Genomic DNA, 24,321 nt, shown 5'->3' with positions numbered 1-24,321 from the left:
GGTCAGTTACTCCGCCACCGTGCAACAGCCGGTCAACAGGATCGGGGTCTGTCCGCGCTGGGTCAGGACATGGGCGCGGATCGGGAAACGGCCATGCGGGGTTTCGCATGCCACCTCATCGACCAGCAGGATGGCCGTGTCGGCCTCGGCAATCAGCGTATAGGCGCGCGGCCAGTCGGCGCGCCCTTCCGCGACCGAGCGTTGGGGGATGTCAAACTGCGTCTTGCGGCCAAAATCCAGCACGGCGACCGGTCCGGCATAGGTCAGGTACCAGTCGGGGTTGCTGCCTTCGCAGGCCAGCGGCAGGTCGGCCCGGACGGGCAGGGCGGATGCAAGCATCAGGGCAAAGGATGTGAAAATCGCGCGCATGTCTGTTCCCTCTTGGCCCTGTTAAGCCCGAGATCGAAGGAAGTTTCCAGCACATTCTGCACAAGTGAAGTTTTACACATGCCCCGACAGGCAGGACGCAAAAACGCCGCCCGAAGGCGGCGCTTTTGGTGGATTGTGTCAGGCCCCCGGCATAAGGTTCGGGGCGCTGAACCAGCGCCTTACTCCCACTCGATGGTGCCCGGTGGTTTCGAGGTCACGTCATAAGTGACGCGGTTGATACCCTTGACCTCGTTGATGATCCGGGTGGCGGTTTCGCCAAGGAAATCGTGGCTAAACGGGTAATAATCGGCAGTCATGCCATCGACCGAGGTCACCGCCCGCAGCGCGCAGGCATAGTCATAGGTGCGCCCGTCGCCCATCACGCCGACGGTGCGGACGGGCAGGATGGCGACAAATGCCTGCCAGATTTCGTCATAAAGCCCGTGCTTGCGGATCTGGTCGATATAGACCGCGTCCGCCTCGCGCAGGATGTCCAGTTTCTCGGTCGTGATCTCGCCGGGGCAGCGGATCGCAAGGCCGGGACCGGGGAAGGGGTGACGGCCGATGAAGCTCTGCGGCAGGCCCAACTCGCGGCCCAGCGCGCGGACCTCGTCCTTGAACAACTCGCGCAGCGGCTCGACCAGTTTCAGGCCCATCTTTTCCGGCAGGCCGCCGACATTGTGGTGCGACTTGATCGTGACCGACGGTCCGCCCGAGAAGCTGACGGATTCGATCACATCCGGGTAAAGCGTGCCCTGGGCAAGGAATTCCGCGCCGTCGATCGTGTCGGCATGTTTCTGGAATACATCGATGAACAGCTTACCGATGATCTTGCGCTTGGTTTCGGGGTCGGACTGGCCCTCAAGCTCACCAAGGAACAGCTCGGATTCGTCGGCGTGGATCAGCTGGATGTTGTAATTGTCGCGGAACATGCCGACGACTTCCTCGGCTTCGTTCTTGCGCAGAAGCCCGTGGTCGACAAAGACACAGGTCAGCTGGTCACCAATCGCCTCGTGAATGAGGATCGCCGCAACCGAGGAATCGACCCCCCCGGAGAGGCCACAGATTACCTTCTTGTCGCCAACCTGTTCGCGGATCTTGGCGATCATCTCGTCACGATAGGCCCCCATGGTCCAGTCGCCCTTGAAGCCCGCCAGCTTGACGAAATTCTCGTAAAGCTTGGCGCCGTTCGGGGTGTGATGCACCTCGGGGTGGAACTGGACGGCATAGAAATGCCGCGAAGTGTCGGCGGTGATGGCAAAGGGCGCGCCGGGAGAAGTGCCGAACACTTCGAAACCGGGGGCAATGGCGCTGACGTGGTCGCCGTGGGACATCCAGACCTGTTCACGCCCCTCGTTGAACCAGCCATCCAGCAGGTCCAGCTTGCCCTTGGGCTCGACATAGGCGCGGCCGAATTCGGCGGTGCCGTGGCCCGATTCCACCGTGCCGCCCAGTTGCGTCATCATCACCTGCTGGCCATAGCAGATGCCAAGGATCGGCACGCCATAGTCGAAGATTTCCTGCGGCGCACGGGGCGACCCCTCGCGCGTGACACTGTCTGGACCGCCCGAGAAGATGATCGCCCGTGGCGCCATTTCGCGGACCGTGTCCATGGTCACGTTCTGATAGGGGTGGATTTCGCAATAGACGTTCAGCTCGCGCAGGCGGCGGGCGATCAGCTGGGTAACCTGGCTGCCGAAGTCGATGATGAGAAGGCGGTCATGGGATGTCTCGGTCATGGATGCCGCTTAGGGAATTGGGGCGGATTCGGCAAGTGGGAAAGCCGCCGGAACCGGCGGCCATTGCGCCGGTCGCGGAACAGAAAACCCTTGCCTGATGTGGTTGTTTTGGCGCTGAGTATCCGGTGCGGACACACGGGCTGCGCATTTGGCGGGGTTTGAGAGAGGGAAACGGGACATGAGCGAACTTCCTGTGCTGGGGCTGGATCAGGCGGCGATCAACCTGACGGTGGCACTGTTCTGCGGGGCGCTGATCGGGTCGGAGCGGCAGGTGCGTCAACGTATGGCCGGGCTTCGGACCAATGCGCTTGTGGCGCTTGGGGCGGCGACTTTTGTCGTGTTTTCATCGCTTTATCCGACAGAACTTAGCCCCACGCGGGTTGGCGCGCAGGTGGTGTCGGGGATCGGCTTTCTGGGCGCGGGCATCATTTTTCGCCACGGGTTCAACGTGCATGGGCTGAACACGGCGGCGACGCTGTGGTGTTCGGCGGCGGTGGGGCTGATCGCCGGGGCCGGGGCCATCCTGTTTGCCGCGCTTGCCACCGGTGCGGTGATATTCGTGAACCTCGGCCTGCGTCCGCTGGTCAAATGGCTGAAAAAAACCACCCGCGCCGGTGTGCCGCTGACACAGGAGTTTCGCGTGGTGCTGCGCTGTGCCGCCGGTGACACGTCGAAAGTGCGCAAGCTGGCGCTGCAGACGATCGCACAAGCGGGCGTCCGGGTGCTGGGGTTTGACCTGACCCGAGACGAGGAAGAGGCCGAGTTGGAGATCATCCTGTCGGTCAACGATCTGGCCAGCGCCGATATCGACAAGGTACTGTCGCCGCTGATGATCGATCCGCGCGTCGATACGGTAAACTGGGACCCGGTGACCGAGTCCTGAGCGTCTGATCCGCGCAGATGTCGTTTTCTTTTGTCAAAGGCCGCAATCCGCATTCTGCGACGCGCCGCGCCGGGATAGATATCGCTCAGGCGAAGTGACCTGGACAACGTGATCTGGTGAAGGACAACGACATGGCAGATGTGGCAACCCGGCGGCGTGGCCGGTCAGGTGGTGGCGCGGCACGACGCGCCGAGCGCAGCGCGGTCAGTGTCGAGACCGCGAAATATATCGAGCGCAACATCCCCAATTTCGAGATCCTGAACGACGAGGCGCTTGAGATCATCGAGGCCAATGCCGAAACCGTGCTGGAAGAAATCGGCGTCAATTTCGTCAACAATCCGGGCGCGCTGGAGCTGTGGCGCGAGGCCGGGGCCACGGTCGAGGGTGAGCGGGTGCATATCCCGCGTGGTCTGGCGCGGAAATTGTGTGCTACCGCGCCGTCCAGCATCACGCAGGTCGCCCGCAACCGCGACCGCGACGTGGTGATCGGGGGCAAGTCGCTGGTTCTGGCGCCGGTCTATGGCCCGCCCTTCGTGCGCGACCTCGAAGGGGGGCGCCGCTATGCCACGATGGAGGATTTCCGGAAATTCGTGAAACTCGGCTACATGTCGAAATGGCTGCACCATTCCGGCGGCACGGTCTGCGAACCGACCGATATCGCCGTCAACAAGCGCCACCTCGACATGCTGCAGGCGCATATGACGCTGTCGGACAAGCCCTTCATGGGGTCTGTCACCGAACCCAGCCGGGCGCAGGACAGCGTCGAGATGTGCGAGATCCTGTTCGGCAAGGATTTCGTTCAGGAAAACACGGTGATGACCTCGCTCATCAACATCAACTCGCCCCTGACGTTTGACGACGTGATGATGGGGTCGCTAGAGGTTTACGCGAAGAACAATCAGGCCTGCATCATCTCTCCCTTTATTGTTGGTGGCGCGATGGCGCCGGTGTCGGTGGCGGGCACGCTGACGCAGGTTCTGGCCGAGGTGCTGGCCGGGATCGCCTATTCCCAGCTGATCCGCCCCGGTGCGCCGGTGATCTTCGGGGCCTTCGTGACCTCGATCGACATGAACTCGGGCGCGCCCACCTTCGGTACGCCCGAAGCCAGCCAGATCCTTTACGGCGCGGGCCAACTGGCGCGGCGCATGGGGCTGCCGTTCCGGTCGGGCGGGGGCTTGTGCGGCTCGAAACTGCCCGATGCGCAGGCCGCCTATGAAACCGCCAACACGCTGAATGCCGCCCTGATGGGCGGGGTCAACTTCATGCTGCATTCCTGCGGCTGGCTTGAGGGCGGGCTGGTCTCCAGCTTTGAGAAATTCGTTCTGGACGCCGATCAGCTTGGCATCCTGCACCACCTCGCCAAAGGCGTATCGGTGGATGAGAATGCACAAGCCATGGACGCGATCCGAGAGGTCGGTCCGGGCGGGCATTATCTTGGCTGTGGCCATACGCAGGCGAATTTCAAGACCGCCTTCTGGCGCTCCGGCGTGCTGGATTACAAACCGTTCGAGACCTGGGCCGATGAAGGCAGCCGCGACAGCCAGTCCCTGGCCGCCGCCAAGGTCAAAAAGATGCTGGCGGATTACCAGGCCCCCGCGCTGGATGTCGCGATCACCGAGGCGCTGGACGATTACGTCGCCCGCAAGAAGGCGTCGATGCCCGACAGTTTCCTCTGATCACACGGTCTGGGCGGCCCGGAGCAACCGGGCCTCGCCCATCAGCGCGATCATGACATCGACATGGCGCACCAGCGAATAGCCGGCGTCGCCCTCATGCCGCATGTCGTTCAGGGCTGATTCAATCTGCATCAATTGCATGATTGCCTCGCCATGCCGGGGCAGCTTTGCCGTGCCCAGATGACGGCGCAGGTGACGATCGCGCAGATAGTCGTCGGCCCCCAGCCGCGCCGCCCGGATCAACAGGCGGGGACGGCGCAGGTTGCTGAGTTGGCTCAGGATGTCTTGCATGTCTTTTCCTCGCTTTGGCTGGCCTTTTGATGGCACAACCTAAGCGAGTGTTGCGCGACTGTTGCACAAACAGAACGCTACGGCCTCTGTTTGTTTATCTTTTCGAAACAATCTGCGGCAAACACGGAAACTTTAATTCCTGAGTAACCAATGCTGGTCAATTTGTGGACAATTTTAGGGATAACCCTGTGGACAACCGAAATTTGAACATACCGGAGGATTGGCCGGCGGATGGATGTGACCAAGGAACTACCAGATTTGCCCCGTTGGGTTCCCGACGAGGTGCGCCACTATCTTGCGCATGTATCGCGGGGGGTTCCGATCCGCGCACTGGCGCGGGGGGCGGGGGTTCATCCGTCGACGATCCTGCGCCAGGTGCGACGTCTTGAAGCCCTGCGTGATGACCCGCTGGTGGATCACGCCCTTGACCGGCTGGACGTTCCGGTCGCCAACATCAGACATGAGGCTGCAATGAATTCTCAATCAAATGCCACGATCTCCGACGACAAGCTGAAGCAAGAATCGCGCCGCGTCCTGCGCCGCCTGTGTGAACGCGGCGCTGTGCTGGCGGTGGCCGAGGGGCTGCCCAAGGCGGTTGTGGTGCGCGAAGGCGAGGGCGGCAATGGCACCCGCACCGCGGTCGTGGACCAGCCCGTCGCCGAAGCGATGGCGCTGAACCAGTGGATCGAGGGCACCACGCGGGGCAAGGTGACCCGCTATCGCATCACCTCGGCCGGGCGCGCGGCCTTGTCGTCGATGATGGCGGCATCAGAGAACGCCGCCGCACGCGGCTTTGCCGAAGTGCAGATCGGGTTCGACGGTCAGCCGGGTCAGCGCGCCGCGGCAGGTCTGGACATGGCCCGGCTCAAATCCCGATTCTGCGCCGAAAGCCCGCTTCTGGGGCTGGCACGGCGGCGCGACAAGGATGGCAAGCCCTTCCTTGACGACAGTCTTGTCGCGGCGGGCGAACGGCTGCGCGAGGATTTCGAAATCTCGCAGATGGAGCCGGGCACCACCCAGAACTGGGACCATTTCCTGACCGCAGGTGTCGAGACAACCCGGCGCGGATCAGGTGGCACGTTTGGGGCAAAGGACCGCGTTGCGGCCGCGCTGGCCGATCTGGGCGAAGGGCTGGCCGATGTCGCGCTGCGCTGCTGTTGCCACCTTGAGGGGCTGGAAACGGCAGAAAAGAAACTGGGCTGGTCGGCGCGATCCGGCAAGATTGTCCTCAGGATCGCGCTGGTGCGGTTGCGCGAACATTACCGGCGCGGCATGAACGGGGCCGGGGACTATATCGGATAAAGCAAAACGGCCCGCGCGATGCGGGCCGTTTTTTTTTGTTTCGTCGCGGGAAACGATCAGGCCGCCGATTCGACCGCCGCACCTTCGAGATACTTCAGCAGGTTCTCGGGGCTCGACTCGCCATAGGGGTCTTCGCCGTGGTTGTCGGCCAGGCCCGGCTCTTCGAACCATGCCTCGACGACACCGTCGTTGATGATCGCCGCATAGCGCCACGAGCGCATGCCGAAGCCCAGGTTGTCCTTGGCGACCAGCATGCCGACCTTGCGGGTGAACTCACCGGACCCGTCGGGGATGACCTTGACGTTGTTGACGCCCTGCGCCTCGGCCCATTTGTTCATCACGAAGCTGTCGTTCACCGACATGCAATAGATGTCGTCAATGCCAAGCTCCTGGAATTTCGCAAAGTTTTCTTCGAAACCCGGCAGCTGATAGGTCGAGCAGGTCGGGGTAAAGGCACCGGGCAACGAGAACAGGATCACGCGCTTGCCCTTGAAATAATCGTCGCTGGTCATGTCCTGCCAGCGGAACGGGTTCGGGCCGCCGACGGCCTCGTCGCGGACGCGGGTCTTGAAGGTGACGTTGGGGATCTTGGCGCCGGATTGCATGGCGATTCTCCTGTTGCTTGTCGGAATTGCCCGCTACCTAGAATTGTTCCAAACCGGGTTCAACCGCCGATACCACCCCGGCCCGCGAATTTGCAATTTGCCGCCGTGGGCGGGCGTGAAAACGCCGCAAATCCATGCAGGATGCATAGCGGCTATGCGCCGCTGGTCCTAGCCCGGAACTGAGGCTATGTTACACGGGCAGCCACCGCGCCATGACGTGACGTCAAACCGGGCCACACCACCGGACCGGCGCGACATTCAAGGGAAGAGACCGTTGCGAGACCTGAAGATTCCAGAACAGCGCCACCCCGAAAAGGCGCACCGGCCCGACAACGCGCAACCGCGCAAGCCGAACTGGATTCGCGTCAAGGCGCCCACCGGCGCCGGCTATAACGCGACCCGCAAGATCATGCGCGAGAACAACCTTGCCACGGTCTGCGAAGAAGCCGCCTGTCCAAACGCCGGCGAATGCTGGTCTCAGGGTCACGCCACCATGATGATCATGGGCGAGATCTGCACCCGCGGCTGCACCTTCTGCAATATCGCCACCGGCAAGCCCGACACGCTGGATGCGTTCGAACCGGGCCGCGTGGCCCATGCGGTCGACAAGCTGGGGCTCAATCACGTGGTCATCACCTCGGTGGACCGTGACGACCTCAAGGATGGCGGGGCCGATCATTTCGCCCAGACGATCCGCGCCATCCGCCACAAGTCGCCCAAGACCACGATCGAAATCCTGACCCCCGACTTCCTGAAATGCGCGCCCGAGGTGCTGGAGGTTGTGGTCGAAGCCAGACCGGATGTGTTCAACCACAATCTGGAAACCGTGCCGGGTCTTTACCCCTCGGTTCGCCCCGGCGCGCGGTATTTCCACTCGCTTCGGCTGTTGCAGCGGGTCAAGGAACTGGACCCGACGATTTTCACCAAATCCGGCATCATGGTCGGCCTTGGCGAGGACAAGCAGGGCGTGCATCAGGTGATGGACGACATGCGCGCGGCGGATGTCGATTTCCTGACCATCGGGCAATACCTGCAGCCGACGCCGAAACACCACCGGGTTGACCGTTTCGTCACCCCTGAGGAATTCAAGTCCTATGAAAAAGCCGCCTATGGCAAGGGCTTCCTGATGGTCTCGGCAACGCCGCTGACGCGGTCGTCCTATCACGCGGGCGACGATTTCGCGAAACTGCGCGCGGCACGGATGGCGAAGCTGGGCGAGGCCTAGGAATAGCTGGGGGACAGAGCAGGGGGCGCTGCCCTTTGGCTTGAATACGCCTGCGTATTCAAGCGTCCCCGAGGTATTTGGGGAAAGAGAAAAGCCGCGCCCGGATCTGCTAGCGGTCGATCCGCCCCTTGGGAGAGCCATGCGGCGTCAGCGCCTCTGGCCAGCCAAGAAACCGCTCGACCGCAAAGATGCCTAGGCAGATCAGGATCACGGCAAAGACCAGCGCGACCCGCTTTTCAGACGGCGGGTTGCGGCCCCAGCGGGCCATGCGCAGGAAGTGGCGGATGTTCACTCCGTAAACCGGACCTTGCCGATGAACGGCAGGTTGCGGTTCCGCTGGGCGAAGTCGATTCCATAGCCGACGACAAATTCATCGGGGATTTCGAACCCGGTCCAGTCGGCCTTGATATCGGCCTCGCGGCGCGAGGGCTTGTCCAGAAGTGCTGCGGTTTTCAGCTTTGCCGGATGGCGCGATTGCAGAAGGTGCAGCACATGGGTCAGGGTGTGGCCGGTGTCGACGATATCTTCCACAACCAGCACGTCCCGCCCTTCAATTTCGCCGCGCAAGTCCTTGAGAATACGCACTTCCCGGCTGGATTCCATCGCGTTTCCGTAAGACGAGGCCTCAAGGAAATCGACCTCGACCGGCAGGTCCAGTTCGCGCACGAGGTCGGCGATGAACACGAAACTCCCGCGCAACAGGCCCACCACGACCAGCTTGTCGGTGCCCTTGAATTCGGCCCTGATTTCGCGGCTGAGGGCCTCGATCCGGGCCGCGATCGCCTTGGCCGAGATCATTTCGTCGATGACATATGGACGCTCTGACATGCTGTCCCCTTGATTTTCCGCCGCCAGCATACGAAATGGGCGGCCACTGTCCATGTCAAACCGGGGTGTCATGCCAACCCATTCCGAGACCCGCCCGCTGCCCTATTCCGCACGCCAGATGTACGACCTGGTGGCCGATGTCGGCAGCTATCCCAAGTTCCTGCCGTGGTGCGCGGCGGCGCGTGTGCGTTCGGTCACGCCCGAGGGGAACAGGGCGCTGATGCTGGCGGACCTCGTGATCTCGTTCAAAGTGTTCCGCGAACGGTTCGGCAGCCGTGTCCTCTTGGATCCCGAGGCCATGCATATCGACACCGAATATCTGGACGGGCCGTTCAAATACATGAAATCCAGTTGGGATTTTGCCGAGACGGACGGCGGCTGCGAGGTGTCGTTCTTCGTCGATTTCGAGTTCAAGAACGCGGTTCTGCAAAAGATCATCGGCGTGGTGTTCAACGAGGCGATGCACCGCATCGTGCGCGCGTTCGAAGCACGGGCAAAAGAGCTTTACGGATAGATGGGGGCAGGGCCGATGGGGATCACAACAGACTTGGCCCGGTTTGCCCGCCAGACCACATGGCAGGACATACCGCAAGCCACCCGCGACATGCTGGCGGGGTCGTTGCTGGACTGGATGGCGGTGGGGATTGCGGGCCGGGATGAACCCGTCTCGACCATCCTGCGCGACATGGTGGCGGATGAGGGCGGCGCGGGCCAGGCCTCGGTCTTTGGGCTGTCGACCAGGGTCCCGGCGCGGGCGGCGGCGCTGGCCAATGGCACGATCAGCCACGCGCTGGACTATGACGACACCCATTTTGCCCATATCGGCCACCCGTCGGTGGCGATTTTCCCGGCGGTTCTGGCGGTGGGTGAGGCACGAGGTGCATCGGCGGAAGAGTTGCGCGTTGCCGCTCTGATCGGGATCGAGGCGTCGATTCGCGTCGGTGTCTGGCTGGGGCGGGACCACTACCAGACCGGGTTCCACCAGACCGCCACCGCAGGCGCCTTTGGCGCGGCGCTGGCGGCGGGGCGGCTTCTGGGGCTGGACGAAACGGGACTGGCGGCGGCGCTGGGGCTGGTCTCGACCCGCGCGTCCGGGTTGAAATCGCAGTTCGGCACCATGGGCAAGCCGATGAATGCCGGGATCGCGGCCTCGAACGGGGTTGAAGCGGCGCAGTTGGTGGCGCGGGGTTTCCTGCCCAACCCGGCCGGGCTTGAAGCCCCGCAGGGGTTTGGCGCGACGCATCATGGCGTCGGCGACGAAACCGCGCTGGCGGGCTTGGGCGCAACATGGCTGTTTGATCGCATCAGCCACAAGTTCCACGCCTGCTGCCACGGTCTGCATGCCACGCTTGAGGCGTTGGCGTCCTTGCCCGCCATCGACCCCGACGACGTGCAAAAGGTCACGATCCGCACCCATCCGCGCTGGCTGACGGTGTGCAATCAGCCGGACCCGACCACCGGGCTGGGGGCCAAGTTCAGCTATCGCATGGTGACGGCCATGGTGCTGTCGGGGGTGTCGACGGCGGCGTTGGAAAGCTACACGGACGCGCTGTGCGCCGATCCTGCGCTGGTCGCGCTACGGCAGAAGGTCGAGGTTGTGGGCGCTGACCGCCTGACCGAGATGCAGGCGGAACTTCGGGTTGAACTGGTGTCGGGGGACGTGATCGACGTGGCCCACGACCTCGACGCGCCGATGCCGCTTGATGTGCGGCTTGAGAAGCTGCGGGTCAAGGCGGGCGCTTTGGTCGGTGGACCCCGCGCGGGGCGGCTTTGGGATTTGGCGAAGGCTGGGGATGCGTCGATCATCGGCAAGGAAATAGCCACCTAGACGCGCGATCACCAGACCGCGGGATGGCGACGCACTGTTTCAGGCAGGCGCTTTATGCTGCCTCATCCGTCGAGTCTTACAAGCGGAGCTGCGACCTCTCGAAATCGCCAGCCCGTGCGGGCGGTCTGGCGATCGCGCGGCGGCCTGCGGCCTTGATTCCGCGCGGGGGGGGCTGGCCATCGCGCGGCTCATCGAGAAACAAAAAAGGGCGGCCCGACGGACCGCCCCTTTCATGTCCATTCCCGAACCGAGTCAGGAATTCATGTCATAGGCCCGTTCACCGTGAACAGACAGGTCAAGCCCGTTGACCTCGGTCTCTTCATCCACGCGCAGCGGCGTGACCAGCGCGACCAGCTTGATCAGCACGAAGGTCACGACCAGGGTAAAGACACCCACCACGGCCAATCCGCCAAGCTGTGCCGCCCATGCGCCCTGACCGAAGACCGCGATCATGATCGTGCCAAAGATGCCGCCGACGCCGTGGACCGCGAAGACGTCCAGCGTATCGTCGATCTTCAGGACGTTGCGGATCACGTTCACCGCTTCCTGACACAACACGCCTGCGACCGCGCCGATCACCAGCGCCTCGACCGGGCCGACAAAGCCCGATGCGGGGGTGATCGAGGCCAGACCCGCGATTGTGCCTGTCACCAGACCCACGAGCGAGGCTTTGCCGTATTTGATCCGCTCCCACAGCGCCCATGTCAGTGATGCGGTTGCCGCCGAGATATGCGTTACCGTCAGCGCCATCGCCGCGCCGCCATCCGCCGCCAGCTGCGAGCCGCCATTGAAGCCGAACCAGCCGACCCACAGCATCGCCGCGCCGATCATCACCATCCACGGCGCATGCGGCGGGGTGGTGCGGTTCTTGCGCGGGCCCAGAACAACGGCAATCACCAGTGCCGCCAGACCTGCCGTTTCATGCACGACGATGCCGCCTGCAAAATCGCGCACCCCGGTTTCGCCGAAGATGCCGCCATCCGCCATCATGCCGCCGCCCCAGATCCAGTGGACCACCGGCGCGTAGCACAACAGCATCCACAGGCCCGAGAACAGAAGGACAAAGCCAAAGCCGATCCGCTCGACATAGGCGCCGACGATCAGGGCCGGGGTGATGATCGCAAAGGTCATCTGGAAGGCAAAGAACAGGACCTCGGGCAGGGTGCCTGACAGGCTGTCGGTGGTGACGCCCGAAAGGAACATCTTGTCCAGACCGCCCCAGACCCCGCTGGTGCCGCCGCCAAAGGCGATGGAATAGCCGAATACCAGCCACAGGACGCTCATCAGGCAGGCGATGGCGTAGGTTTGCATAAAGACGCTCAGCACGTTGCGCGCGCGCACCAGCCCGCCGTAAAACAGCGCCAGACCGGGCAGCGTCATGAACAGGACCAGGGCCGTGGCCACGATGATCCAGGCGGTATCCGCTCCGTTCATTGTCCCTTCCTTTCATTGGTTCTTGTTGTGGTTTCGCGTCACAAAGCGGATGTGACCTGCAAAACAAAGAGGCAAATGCCCGCAGCTGCGCCCGAAACATGGGCGGTTTTAGATATGCCTGAAATATGGGCAGCTATTGTGGGGTTGCGCCCGAAAAGGCGTCACAATTGGGATGCGGCCTGTGCCAGCAACGCCAGCGCGTGATTCCGTGCCTTTTCGCGCACCACGGCGCGGCCCGCTGCGCCAAACTCCACCGTTTCGGTGGTGCAGCTGCCCTTTGACGCGATCCCGAAACAGACGCGGCCCTCGGGCTTGAACTCGGATCCGCCGGGGCCGGCGATGCCTGTGACGGACACCGCAAGATCCGCGTCGCTGTTTGCCAGCGCCCCCAGCGCCATCTCGCGCGCCACCTGTTCCGAGACCGCACCATGCGCCGCCAGCGTTGCCTCGCGCACGCCCAGCATCTCGGTCTTGGCGGTGTTGGTATAGGTGACGAAGCCGCGTTCGAACACGTCGGATGACCCGGCGATATCGGTCAATGCGGCCGAGATCATGCCCCCCGTACAGCTTTCCGCCGTGGCGATGCGCAGGCCCTTCTCACGGCAGAGGTCCAGAAGGTCGGCCGGGCTCATAGCCCCAGAACCCCGTGGCTGATCCACGCCAGAACCCCGGTGCAGATGGCGGCGAAAACCCCCGCCCAGATGTCATCCAGCATCACCCCCAGCGCGTCGCCGCGCCGGTCGGCCTTGCCGATGATCGACGGCTTGGTGATGTCAAAGATGCGGAACAGAACGAACCCGGCGATCCAGCCGGGATAAAGCGCCAGCGCGGGCAATCCTGCGTGCCAGGCGCCAAATGACACCACCCAGAGGGCAATGAACTGGCCCGCGACCTCGTCAATCACCACCTCGCCGGGATCATGGTCGCCGGTTTTGGCGGTATAGCCCGCCGTCGCCCACCAGCCGACGAAAAAGGCGGCAACAGTGGCGATCACCAGCAGGGGAAACCCGCCCAGCCAGTGCAGCCCCAGCGCCAGACCGACCCCGACAGCCGACCCCCATGTGCCCGGCGCGGGCCGCAGGAACCCGACCCCGCCCACGGTTGCAATCATCGTCTTCATGGTTTCACCAGCGTCGCGGTGGCAATCGCCGCGATCCCTTCCTCGCGGCCGGTAAAGCCCAGCCGTTCACTTGTCGTCGCCTTGATCGAGATGCGGTCAGCGGCCAATCCCATGATCTCGGACATGCGCGTTGTCATGGCGGGTGCATAGGGGCCGATCTTGGGCTGTTCGCAGACCAACGTGCAGTCGATATTCGAGATCGAATACCCCATTTCGGCCGCCAACCCGACCGCATGCCGAAGGAAGATCGCACTGTCGGCGCCTTTCCACTTCGGGTCCGAGGGTGGAAAGTGGCGGCCAATGTCACCCTGCGCCAGCGCGCCATAGATCGCGTCCGTGACCGCGTGCATCCCGACATCCGCATCCGAATGGCCCTGCAGCCCGCGTTCATGCGGCACCTCGATCCCGCAGAGCGTCACGAATGTGCCGTCGCCAAAGCGATGCACGTCATAGCCATTGCCCAGCCTTACATCCATGTCGCCTGCCAACTCCTTTTCCAGACGGGAAAAATCATCCGCCGTGGTTACCTTCAGATTGCGTGTTTCGCCCGGTGTCAGGACAACGTCAATGCCCGCTGTGCGTGCGACCTCGACATCATCCGCCGCACCGCCGGGATGGGCCCGGTGCGCGGCAAGGATCGCATCCAGCCGGAACCCCTGCGGGGTCTGGGCGCGGAACAGGCCGGTGCGGTCCTGGGTGCCGGAAACATGCGCCCCGTCCACGCGCCACAGCGCATCGGTCACCGCGATCCCCGGTGCCGCGCCCTCTGCTCCCGCAAGGGCGTCGATGACCCCGTCGATCACCGCATGCGAGACCCCGGCGCGGGCGACGTCATGGATCAGAACATGGCTGAAACCACGCCCCTCCAGCGCCTCAAGCCCGGCCCGGACCGAGGCATCCCGCGTCGCGCCGCCATGCACGGTGTCGACGCCCAGCGACGCGCTTTCATCGGCGTCGTCGGGATGCACCACCGCGATCACGTGGTCGATGCGGGGATGGGACAGGAAGGCCGCGACCGTGTGATCCGCCAGCCGCCGCCCCGCAACCCGCTGCCATTGTTTCGGCACGCCGCCACCCGCGCGGGTGCCACGCCCGGCGGCCACGATCACGGCGGCGATTGTCATAGAAGTCATCGTTTTGCCCGTTCCATTGCCCCCTTTGTCTAGAACCTGCAAATGCGAGAGGCAATTGACCAGATATTGTCGCCCAAAAAATAGGCATTTGCGTATTTCCAACTCGTTTGACCGGATGGTAAGATTGTATGCCCCGGCCAAAAACGCTATTTCGAAGCCAATGCACAAGGATTAGGCACGTGACTCTGACGGTCGGCCCACTGACTCTGACACCTCCGGTCTTTCTCGCCCCGCTTGCGGGAATCACCGACATGCCGTTTCGGACCCTGGTTTCGGGCTTCGGCGCGGGGCTTGTGGTATCGGAAATGGTCGCCAGCCAGGAAATGGTCCAGGCCAAACCCGGCGTGCGCGAGAAGGCAGAGCTGGGATTCGGCGTGGCCAATACCGCCGTGCAACTGGCGGGCCGCGAGGCGCATTGGATGGCCGAGGCCGCGCGGCAGGTCGAGGCGAATGGCGCCACGCTGATCGACATCAACATGGGCTGTCCCGCCAAGAAAGTGACCAGCGCAAGCGGGGCCGGGGCCAGCGGGTCGGCACTGATGAAAGATCTCGACCACGCGCTGACCCTGATCGAAGCGGTGGTCGGCGCGGTCAGTATCCCGGTGACGCTGAAAACCCGGCTGGGCTGGGATGACAATATGCTGAATGCCGCCGAACTTGCGCGTCGGGCCGAGGGCGCTGGCGTGCAGATGATCACGATACACGGCCGCACCCGCTGCCAGTTCTACAAGGGCATGGCGGACTGGGCGGCGATCCGGGGCGTGAAGGACGCGGTGTCGGTGCCGGTGATCGCAAATGGCGATATCGTCGACACAAAATCCGCCCGCACCGCATTGGACCGCTCGGGCGCGGATGGCGTCATGGTGGGGCGCGGGGCGCAGGGCAAGCCGTGGCTGCTGGCGCAGATCGCGGCTGACCTGTTTGGCGGCGCGGCGCCGGAAGTTCCGACTGGAACCGCTTTTTCTGACATGGTTTCAGGTCATTACGAGGCGATCTTGACCTTCTATGGCCGGGAATTGGGCCTGAAAGTCGCGCGCAAACACCTTGGCTGGTACATGGACGTCGCCGGAACAGGCCCGCATCTGCGCCGTGCCATCCTGACCGCGAAAACACCGCAAGAGGTTCTGGCGCTTTTGCCCGACGCCCTCAGTCAACACCCGCAGGAAAGGGACGCCGCATGAGCGATGGTGCCACGCTTTGGGCCTCGATCCCGGTGCCGGCCATTCTGGTCGACAAGGACGATCGCATCAGCGACATCAACCCGGCGGCAGAGGGGTTCTTCAACGCCTCGGCCAAGCAGATGCGGGGTGATCCGATCTGGGACCGGCTGATGGTCGACGCACCGCTTGAAGACGCGTTCCAGCGCGCCCGCGACCACGGCACGCCGCTTTATGTGAACCATGTCGATATCGGCACCGGCGACGCGCCGCCGCAGCAGTGCAACCTGCAGATCGGGCCGCTGAATGGCGATCCGGGCACGATGATGTTCCTGATCTCGCCGCGCCAGCTGGCCGAGCGCATGACCCGTAGCCAGGGGGTGAAATCCTCGGCCAAATCCGCCATCGGCATGGCCGAGATGCTGGCGCATGAGATCAAGAACCCGCTGGCGGGGATCACCGGGGCGGCGCAGCTGTTGTCGATGAACCTTGGGCCGGACGACCTTGAGCTGACCGACCTGATTGTCGAGGAAAGTCGCCGGATCGTGAAGCTGCTGGAACAGGTCGAACAATTCGGCAACCTTGTTCCGCCGCAACGCAAGGCGGTGAACCTGCATGACGTTCTGGACCGCGCCCGCCGTTCGGCGCTGTTGGGGTTCGGCGCGCATATGGTCATTCACGAGGATTACGACCCCTCGTTGCCGCCCGCCGTGGGGGATGCCGATCAGCTGTTGCAGGTGGTTCTGAACCTGTTGAAGAACGCCTCGGAAGCTGCTGATGGAAACGGAACAATCCGGCTTCATACCTATTACGAACACTCGTTCCGCATGCGCCGCGCCGATGGCACCGGCCAGGCCCTGCCGCTGCAGATCGAGGTGATCGACGACGGCCCCGGGCTGCCGGACAATATCAAGGGCGACATTTTCGACCCCTTCGTATCGGGGCGTGAAAACGGCACCGGTCTGGGGCTGGCGCTGGTGAGCAAGATCATATCCGACCATGACGGCTGGATTTCGGTGGACAGCGTGCCGGGGCGGACCGTGTTCCGCATTTCCCTGCCGCGCGCCCCCAAGGAATTGACGATTGACGAGGAGAACAGCTGATGGATGGCACCGTTCTGGTCGCAGATGACGACCGCACAATTCGCACCGTGTTGACCCAGGCGCTGACGCGGGCGGGGTGCAAGGTTCACGCGACCTCGTCCCTGACGACGCTGATGCGCTGGGTGGGCGAGGGCAAGGGCGATGTCGTCATCACCGATGTCATGATGCCCGACGGCAACGGGCTTGAGATGCTGCCGAAGATTTCCGAGGACCGGCCCGGTCTGCCCGTCATCGTGATCTCGGCGCAGAACACCATCATGACCGCGATCCAGGCGGCCGAGGCCGAGGCGTATGACTACCTGCCCAAGCCCTTCGATCTGCCCGACCTGATGAAGCGCACCGCCAAGGCGCTTGAGGTCAAGCGCCGTTCGCCTGCGCCCGGGGCCACGGACATGCCCGAACGCGGGGACGAGTTGCCGCTGGTCGGGCGCACCCCGGCGATGCAGGCGCTCTACCGGCTGGTGGCGCGAGTGATGAACACCGATCTTCCGGTGCTGATCTCGGGTGAAAGCGGTACGGGCAAGTCATTGATTGCACGTGAAATTCACGATTTCAGCGACCGCCGCACCCTGCCTTTCGTGGTGGTGACCGCGTCGGAACTGTCGGATCTGGAAGGCCCGTCAAAGGTGCTGGCCAAGGCCAAGGGCGGCACCATCCTGTTTGACGAGATTGGCGACATCGGCGACGACATCCAGGCGCGGATCGTGCGCATGATGGACAATCCCGGCGACCATTCCCCGCGCTTCATGGCGACCAGCCAGGTCAACCTGAATGACGCGATGGAGAAGGGCCATGTGCGCCACGATCTCTATTACCGGCTGAACGGGGCGATGATCCATGTGCCGTCGCTGCGCGAGCGGGTCGATGACATCCCACTTTTGGTGGAACACTTCCTGACCAAGTCCGAACGCGACGGCGCGCCGATGCGGGTGTTCTCCAAGGACGCGATGGAACTGTTCCGCACCTATTCCTGGCCCGGTAACGTGCGTCAGTTGGAAAACGCGGTGAAACGGCTGGTGCTGACCGCTCGTGCGGAAGAGGTGACGCTGCCCGAGGCGGAATCGGTGCTGGGCGCGCAGCCGCAGACCGGGCCCTTGCTGGGCGCCGAGGATACCGAGAAACTGTCGGCCTCGGTCGCGCGGCACCTGCGGCGCTATTTCGATCTGCATGGCAACATGCTGCCGCCGGCCGGACTGTATCAGCGCATCCTGAAGGAAGTTGAACTGCCGCTGATCGAAATTGCGCTGGATGCCACCGGCGGAAACCAGGCCAAATGCGCCGATCTGCTGGGCATCAACCGCAATACACTGCGCAAGAAGATCACCGACCTCGATATCCACGTGACTCGCCGCAGGAAGTTGATGTAAAACTGCCACATAAGCGTTGCATCCGGGCCGCACCTCGGGTCAACTGACACAATATATGGCGGTATGCCGCAATCGCGGCGCAACATCGATTGAGGTTACTCTGGTGAGCAGTCGTGCGACCTCACGGCAATGGAACCGGTTCCGGCGGCTGCGGCGGCAGCGTCGCGTGCAAAACATTGCGACCTGGGGACTGGTCGCGATGGGACCTGTTCTGGCGTTCCTGACCTTTCTGGTCATGGGGCCGATGGATCAGGGCGCGTCGTCGGGATCGCTGCGGATCGTTCTGCTGACCGACCTTGTCTATGTCCTGTTGGTGGCGGCGCTGGTGCTGCAACGGGTGGCGCGGATGATCGCCAACCGCCGCGCCCATTCCGCCGGGTCGCGGCTGCACATGCGTCTGACCGGGGCGTTTACCGCGCTGGCGCTGGTGCCGACGATCACAGTGGCGGTCTTTGCCGGTCTCACCATCAATGTTGGGCTTGAGGGCTGGTTCTCGGACCGGGTGCGCGAGGTGGTCGGCAATTCGGTCCTGGCGGCGCAGGCCTATGAAGAAGAACATGTCGAGGCGCTGAAAACCGACGCCTTTGCGCTGGCCGGGTTCCTCGATGCCAACCGCCGCGCCAGTTTCTTCCTGTCCGACGGAGATGTGCGGGTGTTGCTGGCCAACGGCCAGTCGCAGATTCAGCGCGGGCTGAAAGAGGCCTATGTCATCGACGGCTCGGGCGAGATCCGGGCGCGGGGCGAGGGATCGTATCTGTTTGACTTCGAGGCGCTGACGCCCGCCCAGATCACCGAGGCGCGGGAATCAAAATCGGTGATTATCCGCGACTGGGACACCAATGAATTGCGCGCGCTGGTGCGGCTGGATGCTTTTGTCGACCGCTTCCTCTATGTCAGCCGCGAGGTCGATGGCTCGATCTTTTCGCTGCTCGATGACACCCGCGAAACCGCCAGCCTTTACAACCAGTTGGAAAACGAACGCGGGCGGGTGCTGTTTGAATTTGGGCTGGTTTACCTTGGGTTTGCCGTGATCCTGATCCTGGCGGCGATCTGGATGGGGCTGTGGTTTGCCGAACGCCTGTCGCGCCCGGTCGGGCGGCTGGCGGGCGCGGCGCAGCGGGTCGGTGATGGCGATCTGGATACGCAGGTGGTCGAGGAAGAAGGCGATGACGAGATTGCCATGCTGGGACGCTATTTCAACCAGATGACCCGGCAGCTGAAGGGCCAGCGCGAAGAGCTGTTGCAGAACACCCGCCAGATCGAACGCCGCCGCCGGCTGTTCGATTCGGTCCTGTCGTCGGTGACTTCGGGGGTTGTCGGGCTTGATCCCGAAGGCCGGGTCAGTTTCGTCAACCGCTCTGCCGAACGGCTGCTGGATTGGTCCGAAACCCGCGCGGACATGCCCTTGTCGGTGGCGGTGCCCGAGTTCGGCCCGCTGTTTGAGCGGTTGAAAGGCGACAGGCTTGAGGTGGCGCAGGACGAGATCCGCGTCACCCGCGGCGGGCAATTGGAAAACCTGCTGGTGCGTATGTCCACGCGGCGCACCAATGATGGCACGCTTGAGGGGTTCGTGGTCGCCTTTGACGATGTGACCGACCTTGTCTCGGCCCAGCGCATGGCGGCCTGGGGGGATGTGGCGCGGCGGATCGCGCATGAGATCAAGAACCCGCTGACCCCGATCCAGCTGTCGGCGGAACGGATCCGCCGCAAGTTCGCCTCGAAGCTGGGGGATGAGTCCGACACGCTGGAACAGATGACGGATGTCATCGTGCGTCAGACCAACGACCTGCGCCGCATCGTGGACGAGTTCTCGAAATTCGCCCGCATGCCTGAACCCGACCGCCGCCGCGAGGACTTGGTCGAGCTGTTGAAGGGGGCGGTGTTGTTGCAGGAAAGCGGCCAGCCTGACGTGCGCTTCGTGACCGAGATCTGCGAGGGTCCCGTGCCGGCGGACCTGGATGCCACGATGATATCGCAGGCGCTGACGAACCTGATTAAGAACGCCGGGGAAGCCATTGAAACAAGACAGGAAAAATCCCCGGATTTGTCGATCACGCCCGAGATTCGGGTGACCTGCGACATTGTTGAAGAAAGCCGCGCCGAGATCCGCATCGCCGACAACGGCATCGGCCTGCCGCTGGACCGGTCGCGTCTGTTCGAGCCATATGTGACGACGCGTGACAAGGGCACCGGGCTGGGCCTGCCGATCGTCAAGAAAATCATCGAAGAACATGGCGGCACCCTGTCGCTTGAGGACGCGCCGGTCTTTGGCAACGACGACCATTTTGGCGCGATGGCCGTGATCCGGCTGCCCATTGAAACGGTCCACGAAAGGGCCGAGCAAGTTGAGAAAGTGGTGAGTGAGACATGAGTGACATTCTGATCGTCGACGATGAACGTGACATACGCGAACTGATCTCGGACATTCTGCAGGACGAGGGGTTCACCACCCGGCTGGCCGGCAACTCGGACCAGGCCATGGCCGAGGTGACCAAGGAACTTCCGGCGCTGATGATCCTGGATATCTGGCTGAAAGACAGCAACATGGATGGCATCGACATCCTGAAGGCGGTCAAGCGGGATTACCCGGATGTGCCGATCGTCATCATTTCGGGGCATGGCAACATCGAGATCGCGGTCGCGGCGATCAAGCAGGGCGCCTATGACTTTATCGAAAAGCCGTTCAACATCGACCAGCTTCTGGTGGTGATCCGCCGCGCGATGGAAACCTCGCGCCTGCGCCGCGAGAACACGGCGTTGAAACGGCAGGACAACACCGTAGCCGAGATGATCGGTGACAGTGCCGCTTTCCGCACCATGCTGAGCCAGCTTGAAAAGGTGACCAAGTCCAATGGCCGGGTGATGCTGTCAGGGCCGTCAGGTGTCGGGAAAGAAGTCGCCGCGCGCTATATCCACGCCAATTCCAACCGCGCCAGCGGCCCGTTCCACACCGTCAGCTGCGCCGGGATGGAGCCGGATCGCGTCGAGGAAATGCTGTTTGGCCGCGAAAGCGGAGAGCGCGGCGTCGAACCCGGTCTCTTGGAACAGGCCAGCGGCGGGGTGATCTATTTCGACGAGGTCGCCGACATGCCGCTGGCAACCCAGTCCAAGATCCTGCGCGTTCTGGTGGACCAGCAGTTTCAGCGCGTCGGCGGCAATGACAAGGTGCGGGTTGACCTGCGGGTCGTGTCCTCGACCAGCCGCAACCTGGAATCCGAAATCGCTGCCGGTCGGTTCCGGCAGGAGTTGTTCCACCGCCTGAACGTGGTGCCGATCGAGGTGCCGTCGCTGGAAGACCGGCGCGAGGATATCCCGCTTCTGGCCGAGTTCTTCATCGAGTTGTTGCACAAGACGCAAGGCTTGACCAAGCGCGAGATCAGCGACGAGGCGGTCGCGATGATGCAGACCATGGTCTGGCCGGGCAACGTGCGGCAGTTGAAGAACCTGATCGAACGGGTGCTGATCCTTGGTGATGGCAATGGCCCGATCGAGGCGCATGAACTGGCCGGATCGGATGCGAAGCCCTCGGAAGAGGGGCGTGTGGTCCTGTCGGGCACGCTGGCGACATTGCCGCTGCGCGAGGCGCGCGAGGCGTTCGAACGCGAATACCTGCTGACGCAGATCAACCGCTTTGGCGGCAATATCAGCCGCACCGCCAATTTTGTCGGCATGGAGCGCAGCGCGCTGCACCGCAAGCTGAAGTCGCTTGGCGTGGTGACCACCAACAAGGCCGGCGCCCGTGTCGCCCGTGTCGAAGCGGACGAGGGCGCCGACACCGAACAGGCCGGATGATCGCTCAGCCTGCGGGCTTGGTCTTGGACAGATCGACGATGCCCGCGCTGCCGCCCTTTCCGCGCACGGCACAAATATTCGGGCCGGGATCGGGCAGGCGGGTTTCAAAGCCATAGCTGCGTCCGGCCAGCTGCTCATCCTTGCAATAGGGGATGGCCACGCGCTGATAGCCGCGTTCGGCCATGCACTGGTTGATGACCTGCTGGCGCCGTCCGGCGTTGGAGTCATAGACATCCACGGTATATGACACGATCTGGCCACCCGCGCCGTAGATCGGCCAGCGTTCTGTCACCATCCACACCGGGACCGTATTGGCGCCATAGGCGTTGCACTGGGCCTCATCCGCGGTTTTCTGCTGGACCGACACGCCGGGTTTGTAGAGCGGGGTGTATTCGGTGCAGGCGGCAAGAAGCGTTGCGCTGGCCAGGGTCAGGGGCAGAAATCGGATCATGATAAAATCGGTCCTATCGGGTTTTACTGGTCAAATGCGGGCATGCGGGGTGCTGTGTCCGGTCAGCCCGGATCAACCAGCGCCACGCCGGTTGTTGTCTGCGTCGCGCAGGTGGTCTCGGTTGGGCGGGTGCCTGCGCTGATCCGTGACTGGCCGCTGACCGCCTGGGTCTGCGCCTGCGAACAGATCGGCACGATGACCGGGGCATAGCCCTTTTCGATCATGCATTGCTGGCGATAACGGTTCCGGGCGCTGGCGTTGACGTCCTGCCGGGGCGTGAACGTATAGCCCACGCCAAGCCCCCAACCATAGGTTCCGGCGCCGACATAGGTCGAGGGATACTCGATCGGCATATAGGCGGCGGGGATCTGGGTCAGCGCCTCTTTCTCGCAGGCGGCGCGGTCCCGCTGGGCGCGGCTGTCGCTGACCCCGGCCTTGTAAAAGCTCTCGTACCGCGCCGGGGCGCAGGCCGAAAGCAGCGCGGCGGATACCGCCAAGCCGATGAAACCCTTGAATCTTGTCATTGCGGACTCCTTTGTCGAGGTCATCAAACGACATAGCGGCTGGCGCGGTCAATGGTAGTGTTTGACCTTTGCAAATCCTTCTGGCATCCAATGATCCAAGCCTTGAGGGGAATGCCATGAAGGTCATTATCTGCGGTGCCGGCCAGGTGGGTTGGCAGATCGCACGCCACCTGTCCGGTGAACGCAACGATGTGACGGTGGTGGACAACAACCCCGACCTGGTGCGCCGTGCGACGGATACGCTGGATGTGCAGGGGATCGCGGGCTTTGCCAGTTACCCTGATGTTCTGGACCGCGCCGGGGCAGGGGATGCGGATATGATCATCGCCGCGACCTATTCCGACGAGGTCAACATGGTCACCTGCCAGGTGGCCCATTCGGTGTTCCGGGTGCCGCGCAAGGTTGCGCGTCTGCGCTCGCAATCCTACCTCGATGCGATCTATTCCGACCTCTACCGCCGCGACCACCTGCCCATCGACGTGGTGATCAGCCCCGAGAAAGAGGTTGCCGAGGCCGCCCTGAAGCGGCTGTCGGCGCCATCCGCCTTTGATACCGAGACCTTCCTTGATGGCCGCGTCCAGATGCTGGGCCTGTCTCTGGACGAAGATTGCCCGGTTCTGAACACACCCCTGCGTCAGCTCAATGACCTGTTTTTGACCCTGCGCGCCGTGGTGGTCGGGGTGCGGCGTGACGGCACGCTTTTTGCGCCCGAAGCGGGGGATCAGCTGTTTGCCGGGGATGACATCTATGTCTTTACCTTCACCGAGGACGTCGGCCGCACGCTTGAGGTATTCGGCAAGAGCCAGAAGAAACAGGACCGGGTCATCATCATCGGTGGCGGTAATGTCGGCCTGACCGTGGCGCAGCAGATGGAAAGCCGCGCCGACCGCATCCGCGTCAAGGTGATCGAACGCGACCGCAAGATCGCCGAACGTTCAGCCGAGGCGCTGGAGCGCACGATCGTGCTGAATGGCGACGGTCTGGATGCCGCGCTTCTGTCCGAGGCGGGGATCGAGCGGACGGATGCGGTTCTGGCGGTGACCAATGACGACAAGACCAACCTTCTGGCGGCGGTGCGGGCGAAATCGGCGGGCTGTTCGATGACCATCGCGCTGATCAACGACCCGACCCTTGTGCCGCTGATGTCGCCCCTGGGGATCGACGCCTATATCAACCCGCGCGCCACCACCGTCAGTTCAATCCTGCGCCACATCCGCCATGGCCGGGTGAAAGGCGTCTATTCCATCGGCGACGCCGAGGCCGAGGTCATCGAGGCCGAGGTCCTGTCGACCTCACCCATTGCCGGGCAGCTGGTGCGCGACATTTCCTTCCCCGAAGGCGTGCTGATCGGCGCGATCCGAAAAGGCGATGAGATCGTCAAGCCGCTGGGCACGACCCGGATCGAAGAGGGCGACGTGATCGCCCTGTTCTCGATGGCCGATGACGTGCCCGAGGTCGAGCGCCTGCTGCAGGTCTCGATCGACTTTTTCTGAC

Annotated in this window: 24 protein-coding genes; 12 read left to right on the top strand and 12 right to left on the bottom strand. The window is 63.2% G+C overall.

Annotation, left to right across the window (positions count from 1 at the left end):
* Window positions 1–6: 6 nt before the first annotated feature.
* Window positions 7–369 (bottom strand): hypothetical protein, encoded by a 363-nt coding sequence (locus JQ863_RS11305; RefSeq protein WP_204114372.1) that lies wholly within the window; start codon window positions 367–369, stop codon window positions 7–9.
* A gap of 179 nt (window positions 370–548) precedes the next feature.
* Window positions 549–2,108, bottom strand: coding sequence for a glutamine-hydrolyzing GMP synthase (gene guaA, locus JQ863_RS11300; RefSeq protein WP_204114371.1), 1,560 nt, complete (start codon window positions 2,106–2,108; stop codon window positions 549–551).
* A gap of 178 nt (window positions 2,109–2,286) precedes the next feature.
* On the opposite strand from guaA, the gene JQ863_RS11295 reads away from it, so the two are divergent.
* A complete protein-coding gene (locus JQ863_RS11295) occupies window positions 2,287–2,991 on the top strand; it encodes an MgtC/SapB family protein (RefSeq protein ID WP_204114370.1) in 705 nt (234 codons plus the stop codon).
* Window positions 2,992–3,122: 131 nt separating this feature from the next.
* A complete protein-coding gene (locus JQ863_RS11290) occupies window positions 3,123–4,667 on the top strand; it encodes a trimethylamine methyltransferase family protein (RefSeq protein WP_204114369.1) in 1,545 nt (514 codons plus the stop codon).
* Here JQ863_RS11290 and JQ863_RS11285 read toward each other — a convergent pair whose 3' ends face one another.
* Window positions 4,668–4,958, bottom strand: coding sequence for a DUF6477 family protein (locus JQ863_RS11285; RefSeq protein WP_204114368.1), 291 nt, complete (start codon window positions 4,956–4,958; stop codon window positions 4,668–4,670).
* A 231-nt stretch (window positions 4,959–5,189) separates the two neighbouring features.
* Between JQ863_RS11285 and JQ863_RS11280 the strand changes: the two genes are divergently transcribed.
* Window positions 5,190–6,260, top strand: a complete 1,071-nt coding sequence (locus tag JQ863_RS11280) for a DUF6456 domain-containing protein (RefSeq protein WP_204114367.1) — start codon at window positions 5,190–5,192, stop codon at window positions 6,258–6,260.
* Between the two features lie 56 nt (window positions 6,261–6,316).
* Here JQ863_RS11280 and JQ863_RS11275 read toward each other — a convergent pair whose 3' ends face one another.
* Window positions 6,317–6,865: a peroxiredoxin gene (locus JQ863_RS11275; RefSeq protein WP_204114366.1), complete on the bottom strand. Its 549-nt coding sequence runs from the start codon at window positions 6,863–6,865 to the stop codon at window positions 6,317–6,319.
* Window positions 6,866–7,139: 274 nt separating this feature from the next.
* Here JQ863_RS11275 and lipA point away from each other — a divergent pair, with 274 nt between their 5' ends.
* A complete protein-coding gene (gene lipA, locus JQ863_RS11270; RefSeq protein WP_204114365.1) occupies window positions 7,140–8,090 on the top strand; it encodes a lipoyl synthase in 951 nt (316 codons plus the stop codon).
* A 109-nt stretch (window positions 8,091–8,199) separates the two neighbouring features.
* Here lipA and JQ863_RS11265 read toward each other — a convergent pair whose 3' ends face one another.
* Both JQ863_RS11265 and hpt read right to left on the bottom strand, forming a co-directional pair.
* Entirely contained in the window at window positions 8,200–8,382 is a 183-nt protein-coding gene (locus JQ863_RS11265) for a hypothetical protein (RefSeq protein ID WP_204115185.1), read from the bottom strand.
* A complete protein-coding gene (gene hpt, locus JQ863_RS11260) occupies window positions 8,379–8,918 on the bottom strand; it encodes a hypoxanthine phosphoribosyltransferase (RefSeq protein ID WP_204114364.1) in 540 nt (179 codons plus the stop codon). Before hpt ends, JQ863_RS11265 begins: the two co-directional genes overlap by 4 nt.
* Window positions 8,919–8,988: 70 nt before the next feature.
* Here hpt and JQ863_RS11255 point away from each other — a divergent pair, with 70 nt between their 5' ends.
* Together JQ863_RS11255 and JQ863_RS11250 are read left to right on the top strand one after the other, a co-directional pair.
* Window positions 8,989–9,432, top strand: a complete 444-nt coding sequence (locus JQ863_RS11255) for a type II toxin-antitoxin system RatA family toxin (protein ID WP_204114363.1) — start codon at window positions 8,989–8,991, stop codon at window positions 9,430–9,432.
* Window positions 9,433–9,447: 15 nt separating this feature from the next.
* Complete coding sequence (locus JQ863_RS11250; RefSeq protein WP_204114362.1) at window positions 9,448–10,746, top strand: MmgE/PrpD family protein; 1,299 nt, start codon at window positions 9,448–9,450, stop codon at window positions 10,744–10,746.
* Window positions 10,747–10,998: 252 nt separating this feature from the next.
* Here the strand turns inward: JQ863_RS11250 and JQ863_RS11245 are convergent, their stop codons facing one another.
* The 4 genes from JQ863_RS11245 to JQ863_RS11230 form a co-directional block, all read right to left on the bottom strand.
* On the bottom strand, window positions 10,999–12,180 hold the full coding sequence (locus JQ863_RS11245) for an ammonium transporter (RefSeq protein ID WP_204114361.1): 1,182 nt from the start codon (window positions 12,178–12,180) through the stop codon (window positions 10,999–11,001).
* A gap of 161 nt (window positions 12,181–12,341) precedes the next feature.
* Window positions 12,342–12,812: a CinA family protein gene (locus JQ863_RS11240; protein ID WP_204114360.1), complete on the bottom strand. Its 471-nt coding sequence runs from the start codon at window positions 12,810–12,812 to the stop codon at window positions 12,342–12,344.
* Complete coding sequence (locus JQ863_RS11235) at window positions 12,809–13,300, bottom strand: phosphatidylglycerophosphatase A family protein (RefSeq protein WP_204114359.1); 492 nt, start codon at window positions 13,298–13,300, stop codon at window positions 12,809–12,811. The genes JQ863_RS11240 and JQ863_RS11235 overlap by 4 nt, the downstream gene beginning before the upstream one ends.
* Window positions 13,297–14,424, bottom strand: coding sequence for a bifunctional 2-C-methyl-D-erythritol 4-phosphate cytidylyltransferase/2-C-methyl-D-erythritol 2,4-cyclodiphosphate synthase (locus JQ863_RS11230; RefSeq protein WP_204115140.1), 1,128 nt, complete (start codon window positions 14,422–14,424; stop codon window positions 13,297–13,299). Before JQ863_RS11230 ends, JQ863_RS11235 begins: the two co-directional genes overlap by 4 nt.
* A 188-nt stretch (window positions 14,425–14,612) precedes the next feature.
* On the opposite strand from JQ863_RS11230, the gene dusB reads away from it, so the two are divergent.
* The 5 genes from dusB (at window position 14,613) to ntrX (ending at window position 21,852) form a co-directional block, all read left to right on the top strand.
* Entirely contained in the window at window positions 14,613–15,614 is a 1,002-nt protein-coding gene (dusB, locus tag JQ863_RS11225) for a tRNA dihydrouridine synthase DusB (RefSeq protein ID WP_204114358.1), read from the top strand.
* Entirely contained in the window at window positions 15,611–16,693 is a 1,083-nt protein-coding gene (locus JQ863_RS11220; protein WP_204114357.1) for a two-component system sensor histidine kinase NtrB, read from the top strand. Before dusB ends, JQ863_RS11220 begins: the two co-directional genes overlap by 4 nt.
* Window positions 16,693–18,060 carry a response regulator gene (locus JQ863_RS11215; protein ID WP_204114356.1) on the top strand — a complete coding sequence of 456 codons (1,368 nt, stop codon included), beginning with the start codon at window positions 16,693–16,695 and terminating at the stop codon, window positions 18,058–18,060. Before JQ863_RS11220 ends, JQ863_RS11215 begins: the two co-directional genes overlap by 1 nt.
* 199 nt (window positions 18,061–18,259) lie before the next feature.
* Window positions 18,260–20,431: a sensor histidine kinase NtrY-like gene (locus JQ863_RS11210; protein ID WP_239113414.1), complete on the top strand. Its 2,172-nt coding sequence runs from the start codon at window positions 18,260–18,262 to the stop codon at window positions 20,429–20,431.
* Window positions 20,428–21,852 (top strand): nitrogen assimilation response regulator NtrX, encoded by a 1,425-nt coding sequence (gene ntrX, locus JQ863_RS11205; protein ID WP_204114354.1) that lies wholly within the window; start codon window positions 20,428–20,430, stop codon window positions 21,850–21,852. Before JQ863_RS11210 ends, ntrX begins: the two co-directional genes overlap by 4 nt.
* A 4-nt stretch (window positions 21,853–21,856) precedes the next feature.
* Here the strand turns inward: ntrX and JQ863_RS11200 are convergent, their stop codons facing one another.
* Window positions 21,857–22,303 (bottom strand): hypothetical protein, encoded by a 447-nt coding sequence (locus tag JQ863_RS11200; protein ID WP_204114353.1) that lies wholly within the window; start codon window positions 22,301–22,303, stop codon window positions 21,857–21,859.
* Window positions 22,304–22,365: 62 nt separating this feature from the next.
* Entirely contained in the window at window positions 22,366–22,827 is a 462-nt protein-coding gene (locus JQ863_RS11195; protein WP_204114352.1) for a hypothetical protein, read from the bottom strand.
* Window positions 22,828–22,943: 116 nt separating this feature from the next.
* Between JQ863_RS11195 and trkA the strand changes: the two genes are divergently transcribed.
* Window positions 22,944–24,320, top strand: a complete 1,377-nt coding sequence (trkA, locus tag JQ863_RS11190) for a Trk system potassium transporter TrkA (RefSeq protein WP_204114351.1) — start codon at window positions 22,944–22,946, stop codon at window positions 24,318–24,320.
* Window position 24,321: the final 1 nt, after the last annotated feature.

Source organism: Shimia biformata, from assembly GCF_016888515.1.
Taxonomy (GTDB): domain Bacteria; phylum Pseudomonadota; class Alphaproteobacteria; order Rhodobacterales; family Rhodobacteraceae; genus Shimia_A; species Shimia_A biformata.
This window is presented reverse-complemented; position numbering and strand designations above follow the sequence as displayed.

Excerpts from the sequence above, each read along its gene's own strand:
- JQ863_RS11250 (WP_204114362.1), top strand. The coding sequence starts at position 9,448 with ATGGGGATCACAACAGACTTGGCCCGGTTTGCCCGCCAGACCACATGG.
- JQ863_RS11255 (WP_204114363.1), top strand. The coding sequence starts at position 8,989 with ATGCCAACCCATTCCGAGACCCGCCCGCTGCCCTATTCCGCACGCCAG.
- JQ863_RS11285 (WP_204114368.1), bottom strand. The coding sequence starts at position 4,958 with ATGCAAGACATCCTGAGCCAACTCAGCAACCTGCGCCGTCCCCGCCTG.
- JQ863_RS11215 (WP_204114356.1), top strand. The coding sequence starts at position 16,693 with ATGGATGGCACCGTTCTGGTCGCAGATGACGACCGCACAATTCGCACC.
- JQ863_RS11220 (WP_204114357.1), top strand. The coding sequence starts at position 15,611 with ATGAGCGATGGTGCCACGCTTTGGGCCTCGATCCCGGTGCCGGCCATT.
- JQ863_RS11305 (WP_204114372.1), bottom strand. The coding sequence starts at position 369 with ATGCGCGCGATTTTCACATCCTTTGCCCTGATGCTTGCATCCGCCCTG.
- guaA (WP_204114371.1), bottom strand. The coding sequence starts at position 2,108 with ATGACCGAGACATCCCATGACCGCCTTCTCATCATCGACTTCGGCAGC.
- trkA (WP_204114351.1), top strand. The coding sequence starts at position 22,944 with ATGAAGGTCATTATCTGCGGTGCCGGCCAGGTGGGTTGGCAGATCGCA.
- ntrX (WP_204114354.1), top strand. The coding sequence starts at position 20,428 with ATGAGTGACATTCTGATCGTCGACGATGAACGTGACATACGCGAACTG.
- JQ863_RS11280 (WP_204114367.1), top strand. The coding sequence starts at position 5,190 with ATGGATGTGACCAAGGAACTACCAGATTTGCCCCGTTGGGTTCCCGAC.
- JQ863_RS11240 (WP_204114360.1), bottom strand. The coding sequence starts at position 12,812 with ATGAGCCCGGCCGACCTTCTGGACCTCTGCCGTGAGAAGGGCCTGCGC.
- JQ863_RS11230 (WP_204115140.1), bottom strand. The coding sequence starts at position 14,424 with ATGACAATCGCCGCCGTGATCGTGGCCGCCGGGCGTGGCACCCGCGCG.
- JQ863_RS11290 (WP_204114369.1), top strand. The coding sequence starts at position 3,123 with ATGGCAGATGTGGCAACCCGGCGGCGTGGCCGGTCAGGTGGTGGCGCG.
- JQ863_RS11295 (WP_204114370.1), top strand. The coding sequence starts at position 2,287 with ATGAGCGAACTTCCTGTGCTGGGGCTGGATCAGGCGGCGATCAACCTG.
- JQ863_RS11275 (WP_204114366.1), bottom strand. The coding sequence starts at position 6,865 with ATGCAATCCGGCGCCAAGATCCCCAACGTCACCTTCAAGACCCGCGTC.
- JQ863_RS11210 (WP_239113414.1), top strand. The coding sequence starts at position 18,260 with ATGGGACCTGTTCTGGCGTTCCTGACCTTTCTGGTCATGGGGCCGATG.
- JQ863_RS11195 (WP_204114352.1), bottom strand. The coding sequence starts at position 22,827 with ATGACAAGATTCAAGGGTTTCATCGGCTTGGCGGTATCCGCCGCGCTG.
- hpt (WP_204114364.1), bottom strand. The coding sequence starts at position 8,918 with ATGTCAGAGCGTCCATATGTCATCGACGAAATGATCTCGGCCAAGGCG.
- JQ863_RS11235 (WP_204114359.1), bottom strand. The coding sequence starts at position 13,300 with ATGAAGACGATGATTGCAACCGTGGGCGGGGTCGGGTTCCTGCGGCCC.
- JQ863_RS11245 (WP_204114361.1), bottom strand. The coding sequence starts at position 12,180 with ATGAACGGAGCGGATACCGCCTGGATCATCGTGGCCACGGCCCTGGTC.
- JQ863_RS11200 (WP_204114353.1), bottom strand. The coding sequence starts at position 22,303 with ATGATCCGATTTCTGCCCCTGACCCTGGCCAGCGCAACGCTTCTTGCC.